This is a genomic window from Kitasatospora sp. NPDC088548 (assembly GCF_044753005.1).
Lineage (GTDB): Bacteria > Actinomycetota > Actinomycetes > Streptomycetales > Streptomycetaceae > Kitasatospora.
In genome coordinates this window covers 83492-89491 of the sequence record NZ_JBIVMI010000003.1, presented here as the reverse complement: position 1 = coordinate 89491, position 6000 = coordinate 83492, and the positions used below count along the sequence as shown (strand labels likewise).

Annotated in this window: 6 protein-coding genes; 3 read left to right on the top strand and 3 right to left on the bottom strand. The window is 74.2% G+C overall.

Translation table 11 applies throughout. The features are described 5' to 3' along the window. The first annotated feature begins 547 nt into the window (after positions 1 to 547). Positions 548 to 1105 (top strand): SMI1/KNR4 family protein, encoded by a 558-nt coding sequence (locus ACIP82_RS05875; protein WP_400651294.1) that lies wholly within the window; start codon positions 548 to 550, stop codon positions 1103 to 1105. Between the two features lie 6 nt (positions 1106 to 1111). On the opposite strand, the gene ACIP82_RS05870 is transcribed toward ACIP82_RS05875, so the two are convergent. The 3 genes from ACIP82_RS05870 to ACIP82_RS05860 all read right to left on the bottom strand — a co-directional run bounded on the left by ACIP82_RS05870 (position 1112) and on the right by ACIP82_RS05860 (position 3117). Beyond that, complete coding sequence (locus ACIP82_RS05870) at positions 1112 to 1534, bottom strand: hypothetical protein (RefSeq protein WP_400651291.1); 423 nt, start codon at positions 1532 to 1534, stop codon at positions 1112 to 1114. Between the two features lie 15 nt (positions 1535 to 1549). After that, on the bottom strand, positions 1550 to 2233 hold the full coding sequence (locus ACIP82_RS05865) for a universal stress protein (protein WP_400651288.1): 684 nt from the start codon (positions 2231 to 2233) through the stop codon (positions 1550 to 1552). Positions 2234 to 2445: 212 nt separating this feature from the next. Further along, complete coding sequence (locus ACIP82_RS05860) at positions 2446 to 3117, bottom strand: helix-turn-helix domain-containing protein (RefSeq protein WP_363609032.1); 672 nt, start codon at positions 3115 to 3117, stop codon at positions 2446 to 2448. 361 nt (positions 3118 to 3478) lie between these two features. On the opposite strand from ACIP82_RS05860, the gene ACIP82_RS05855 reads away from it, so the two are divergent. After that, positions 3479 to 5038 carry a carboxyl transferase domain-containing protein gene (locus tag ACIP82_RS05855; RefSeq protein WP_400651285.1) on the top strand — a complete coding sequence of 520 codons (1560 nt, stop codon included), beginning with the start codon at positions 3479 to 3481 and terminating at the stop codon, positions 5036 to 5038. A gap of 469 nt (positions 5039 to 5507) precedes the next feature. Continuing rightward, the gene (locus ACIP82_RS05850; protein WP_400651282.1) at positions 5508 to 5876 is read left to right on the top strand and encodes a transglycosylase SLT domain-containing protein; all 369 of its coding nucleotides are present in this window, start codon (positions 5508 to 5510) and stop codon (positions 5874 to 5876) included. Positions 5877 to 6000 lie beyond the last annotated feature (124 nt).

The following is a 6000-nucleotide window of genomic DNA, read 5'->3' as shown; positions in this document are numbered from 1 at the left end:
CCCTACTGAAAGTAGGACGTGCTCCTGTAGCACCACTGACGCCTGACGAGGAATCATCTCCCTCGCGACAAGAAGAACACTACCAGCCCAGAACACCTGCCCGAACCCGCCCGCGGCCCGTACGGAAACCCCCACGGAAACGAACAAGGCCCGGTGCCTGAAACGGCACCGGGCCTCACCCGAAAGTGGAGCGCCAGGCCCGGGTCGAACGGACTCTCCCTACTGAAAGTAGGACGTGCTCCTGTAGCACCACTGACGCCTGACGAGGAATCATCTCCCTCGCGACAAGAAGAACACTACCAGCTCGGAACACCCACCCGAACCGGGGGAGAAACCCCCATGACGGCCACTCACTCCACCCCGCCGAAGCCGCCCGGCCGCGGCGAGCGGCACGTACACAACAGCCGGCGGTCGAGCGCTGCTCTTGCAAAGCAGCTGTCGGCGGTTCGAAGCCGCGCCCGCATCTGATGGCCGCGCACACCCTCGCAGCGACGGGTGCCGGGACAGCGGTCGGTCAACTGCCGTACGGAGGTGGCAGGATCGGCGCATGAGTGAGGATGCGCTGGTGGAGCGGGTGCGGGTGCGGGCGGCGGAGGACGGGGAGGAGTTGGGCGCGGGGGTCGGGTCGGCGGAGGTGGCCGGGGTGGAGGCGGTGGTCGGGTTCACGCTGCCGCCGTTGCTGCTGCGGTTGTACCGGGAGGTGGGGAACGGCGGGTTCGGGCCGGACGGCGCGATGCTGCCGCTGAGCGGGGAGGAGCCGTCGGTGGTCTCCGTCTACCGGGGCGAGCGGGCCCGGTCGGACGAGGCGGCCGGGGTGGAGGGGGACGGGCCGCACTGGCCGGCCGGGGTGCTCCCGGTACTGGACTGGGGCTGCGGGATGTACGCGGCCGTGGACTGTCTGCGGCCGGGCGCGCCGGTGCTGCTGTTCGAGCCCAACGCCGTCGGGGACGACTGGGCCGACGCGTGGTTCGAGGACGCGCCGTCGCTGGCGCAGTGGCTGGACGGCTGGCTCGACGGGGCCGGCTGGTGGGAGGAGGAGGCGATGGCGGACGAGTCCCGGGTGATGGAGCCGTGGCCGGACGCGGCCGCGCGGATCGCGGGCTGACGGCGGTCAGGCCGCCGGGTGCCAGTCGCCGTCGTGGTGGCGCAGCGGCGGGGCGGGCAGGCGGACGGGGTGCGCCCGACGGCGTGGAAGGGCGGCGAGGAGCCGGGTAAGAAGTGCGGCGAGCAGGGCGGCGGCCGTGAAGAGGAGCAGGTGCCCGGTCTCGGCGGCCGGGCCGGACCAGCCGAGGGCGCCGTGGCGGTGCTCGACGAAGCCGTTGTGGAAGAGCCAGGTGGCCAGGCCGATCAGCGGGGCGGCGGCCGGACGGGAGTGCCGGCCGAGTGCGGCGCAGAGGGCGGCGTACGCGGCCAGGGCGACCCAGGTGGGACGCAGTTCGCCGAGGACGGCGAGGACGGGCAGCAGCGCGGCGGCGGCGACCAGGGCCACCGCCCCGGACACGGCAAGCGGCAGGCGGTAGGGGCGGGACTGCATCGCGGCGTCGCCTCCTCAGCGCCCGGCGGAGAGCAGGCCGGTCTCGCCGCCGGTGCCGAGAAGCGGGCGCAGGCGGGTGTGGTGGCGGCGTTCGAGGGCTTCGAGTTCGCGTTGCAGGGGCGGCTTCGGGACGGCCAGGACCGGGCAGACCGCGTGCCGGACGCAGTAGGCGGTGACGGACGGGCGCAGGGCGCGGGCGATCGCGCCACGGCTGCCCGCGCCGAGGACGAGGAGGTCGCCGGGCCGGTCGGCGGAGCGGACCAGCGCCTGGCCGGTCTCGCCGCGTACGGCCTGGCTGGACAGGCGCACCCCGGCGAAGGCACCACCGAAGGCGTCGTCCAGGGCTTGGCGCAGCCGGGCCGAGGCCGCGTCGCGGCAGGCGGTGAGCAGGGGCGGGCACGGTGAGCGGCGGTATCCGAACTCGCCGCCGGCCGGGGTCCAGCAGTGCACGGCGAGCACGTCGGCGTCGATGCGGCGGGCCTCGGCGACGGCGTGGTGCAGAGCGGCGATGCTGCCGAGCGAGCCGCTGACCCCGACCACGATCCGGCGGCGCCCGTCCGGCCCGCCGCCGTCCTCACCGTCCTCGTCGTCCTCGCCGTCCGACCGGTCGGCCGGCGTCCAGCCACCCGCCGTCCAGTCGTCCACCGGCCGTTCGTCGGCCGGTTCGTCCGCGTTGCTGCCGGCGCCGTTGTCCGCCATGCCCTGCCTGCCCCTCTGGCTTGCGCTGATGTGTGCGGGTTCCAGCAAAGCCGGGTGCCCGGGGCGGGGGCCGTTCGTTGACGGAGCCCTGACGTGGACGGCACCGATCCGTACGCGGTCCTGACACCGGGGGCGGCGCGTCCGGCCGAGGGTGTGCCCGGCAGCACGCGCCGGGCGTTCGCCGTCGGGCATCAGGCGTCAGGCGTCAGGCGTCACGCATCAGGGCTCTCGGCCTCCCAGAGGTCGGCGAACATCTTGTCCAGGTGCTCCTCGCCGATCGGCGGTACCGGCAGCGGGTGGGTGGCCTGCGCACGGAAGCCGTCCAGCAGCAGGGCGAGGTAGCGGCGCCAGAGGTCCGGGCGCAGTTCGGCGGTGGCGGGCAGCGCGCGGCAGAGCGGGCCGAGCATGAAGAGCAGGTCCATGGTGACGACGTCGGCGCGCATGCTGCCCTGCTGCTGCGCGCGGGCGACGAGCGCGCCCACCGTGGCGGCGTTCTGCCGACTGATCTCGATCATCCCTGGGATGGTGGGGATGGCCTGGGTGACCAGGTCGTTGATCCCCCGGTCGGCGGCGACCAGTTCGAAGATCCGGCCGAAGTACCGCTCGATGGCGCCCCAGGCGTCCGCCGCCGCCAGGGCCTCCTCCCCCGCGCCGGCCAGCACCGCGGCGGCGTCCGCGAACACCTCTCCGATCAGCGCCTCCCGGGTCGGGAAGTGCCGGTACAGCGTGGCGTTGCCGACCCCGGCCTCCTTGGCGATCTGGTCCAGCGGCACGTCCAGTCCGCGCCGGGAGAACAGGTCGCGGGCGGTGGCGAGCAGCAGGTCGCGGTTGCGCTGCGCGTCGCGGCGCAGCCGTCCGGGGGGGTTCGCGCTGCTGGCTGCCATGGGTCCGACCCTAGCAACCGGCGGTACGGCCGCGGCCTGCCCGACGGCCCGGGCGGGGCCTGGTCCAGCGTCATCGTGGGCGGTGGAACCCCCTCACCGCTTCTGCTCCGATCGCGCCGACGGGCGACGAACGCTTCCGCCGGATCGCGGTCCTGCTCTTTCCCGGGGCGAGGAGTTGGATGCGATCGGGCCCTGGGAGGTCCTGGCGTACTGGACGCGCACTTTCCCTGAGGACGGGCCGCCGAACCTGTCGGGCCGCTCACACGCGCACGTCGCTCCGGGACGGGCGGGGGCGGTGCTGCGTAGGGTGGATCTTGTCGGTGCGCGGAGGCCGACGACTCGTGAGGGCGGGGGCAGGGCGATGGGTACCGGAACTTCACTGACGGCGCATCAGCTCATCGGGGCGCTGGTCGACCCGGGCGGCTTCCGGAGCTGGGACGAGCCGCTGGACGGGGAGCCGGCGGACCCGGGCTACCGGGCCGCGCTGGCGAGGGCGCGGGAGCGGACCGGGGTGGACGAGGCGGTGCTCACCGGAGCCGGGCTGATCGCCGGGCGGGCGGTGGCACTCGTGGTGTCCGAGTTCGGCTTCCTCGGCGGGTCGATCGGGGTGGCCACGGCCGAGCGGATCACCAGGGCCGTGGAGCGGGCGACGGCCGAGCGGCTTCCGCTGGTCGCGCTGCCGGTGTCGGGCGGAACGCGGATGCAGGAGGGGACGGCGGCCTTCCTCTGTATGGTGCGGATCACCGCCGCCGTGCAGGCGCACCGGGCCGCCGGGCTGCCGTACCTCACCTATCTGCGCAACCCGACCATGGGCGGGGTCTTCGCCTCCTGGGGCACGCTGGGGCAGCTGGTGTTCGCCGAGCCGGGGGCCCGGCTCGGCTTCCTCGGGCCTCGGGTGTACGAGGAACTGCGCGGGGTGGAGCTGCCCCCGAACGTGCAGCGGGCCGAGACGCTGGCCGGGCGTGGCCTGGTGGACGCCGTGGTGGCGCCGGAGGAGCTGCGGGAGGTGCTGCGGCGGTCGCTGTCCGTCCTGACGGCACACCCGGCGACGCCCGGTGAGGCGAGCGGTGAAGCCCGGCAGGCCGACGAGGCCCGCGGTTCAGGGACCGCCCACGCACTCGGCCGGCCCGGGCCGGAGCCCGCCACGCGCCCGGACGCCTGGGAGTCCGTCCGGCGCACCCGGCGGGCCGACCGACCGGGCACCCGCGAGCTGCTGCGCCGCACCGCCGGCGAGCTGGTCCTGCTGGACGCGCCCGGCGGCCGGGACGGGGCACTGGTACGGGCGCTCGCCGTGCTGCACGGGCGGCCGGCCCTGGTGGTCGGACAGCAGCGGCCGGGCCCGACCGGGGAACGCCCCTTCACCGCCGCCGACCTGCGCGCCGTACGGCGGACCGCCCGGCTGGCCGAGGAGCTGGGGCTGCCGCTGGTCACGGTGGTGGACACGGCCGGCGCCGAACTGTCCGCGCAGGCCGAGCTGGACGGCGTCGCGATCGAGATCGCGCACTCCCTGACCACCCTGCTCGCCCTGCGGACGCCGGTGCTTGCGGTGCTGCTCGGCCAGGGGTCGGGCGGGGGCGCGCTCGCTCTGCTGCCCGCCGACCGTGTGCTCGCCGCCGAGCACGCCTGGCTCGCGCCGCTGCCGCCGGAGGGCGCCTCCGCGATCGTCCACCGGGACGGCGGGCATGCCGCCGAGCTGGCCCGGGCGCAGGGCATCGGCGCGTACGACCTGGCCGGTGCCGGTCTGGTCGATCTGGTCGTCCCGGAGCTGCCGGACGCCGCCGAGGAACCGGCCGCGTTCTGCGCACGGCTGGGGCGCGCGGTCGGATCGGCGCTCGGCGAGCTGGCCGGAGCCCCGGAGCCCGAGCGACTCGCCGCACGGGCCCGGCGCCATCGTCGGCTGGGGGACGTGCTCGCGCGCTGAGGCGGGTGTGGCGCCGGTCTCAAGCGGCCGTAGATCACCGGCACACACCGTGACGATGACGGGCCGGCCGGTGACGGCCGCGGTGGGGTGCCCGGTGAGTGCGCTCACACGGAATTGACGTCCACGACGACCGGTAGTGGTGCCCGGGCGCAGCCACTAGCACGCGTACGGACTAAACCGTCTGCCCAGGTCAGCGGCCACAAGCGACAGCGCCTAGCCGCTCCTTCGAATCCACGGCACCAGCCCCTGATACGACGGTGGGTCGTAACCAGGGGGTCTTGGCGACTGCCGATCCGGCATGCCAACAATGGCTCAGTCAGCCGCTCCGGCCCCTGTCCCGCCAGATCCGGCTTCCCGCCAAGTCACGCCCCGCGACCTTACGGCCCCTGTCCGGCCATGGTCGAGACGGGGTGTGACACGGCCCAACCCGATTGAGGTCTTGTTCCTTATGCCCGCTTTCAAGCTCCGTATGCGTACCTCCGCCGCTGTTCTCGCCGGCACCGCCGGTCTGACCGCCCTGGGCGCCGGCCTGATGCCCGCCACCGCCTCGGCCGCCACCCCGCAGTCCATCGCCGCCCAGATCGTGCCGGCCAACCAGCTCGCCTCGTTCAGCCAGATCATCGCCCACGAGTCCAGCTGGAACGTGACCGCGACCAACGCGAGCTCGGGTGCGTACGGCCTGGCCCAGGCGCTACCGGGCTCCAAGATGGCCTCGCACGGCGCGGACTGGATGACCAACGCCACCACCCAGATCAAGTGGGCCCTGGACTACATGAACTCCCGCTACGGCAGCCCGAACGCCGCCTGGTCCTTCTGGCAGAACAACCACTGGTACTAAGCCGCCTGGCGACTTACACCCGACTTCAGACCACTGTCCCCCCTCACCCCGGGGTCGGACAGGGATCACCGGGGTGACCGAGAGGGCCTGTGCACGCGCGATCCGCGTGCACAGGCCCTCTCGC

Bases quoted from the DNA above. Each gene is read 5' to 3' on its own strand.
- ACIP82_RS05875 (WP_400651294.1), top strand. From the start codon at position 548: ATGAGTGAGGATGCGCTGGTGGAGCGGGTGCGGGTGCGGGCGGCGGAG.
- ACIP82_RS05870 (WP_400651291.1), bottom strand. From the start codon at position 1,534: ATGCAGTCCCGCCCCTACCGCCTGCCGCTTGCCGTGTCCGGGGCGGTG.
- ACIP82_RS05865 (WP_400651288.1), bottom strand. From the start codon at position 2,233: ATGGCGGACAACGGCGCCGGCAGCAACGCGGACGAACCGGCCGACGAA.
- ACIP82_RS05860 (WP_363609032.1), bottom strand. From the start codon at position 3,117: ATGGCAGCCAGCAGCGCGAACCCCCCCGGACGGCTGCGCCGCGACGCG.
- ACIP82_RS05855 (WP_400651285.1), top strand. From the start codon at position 3,479: ATGGGTACCGGAACTTCACTGACGGCGCATCAGCTCATCGGGGCGCTG.
- ACIP82_RS05850 (WP_400651282.1), top strand. From the start codon at position 5,508: ATGCGTACCTCCGCCGCTGTTCTCGCCGGCACCGCCGGTCTGACCGCC.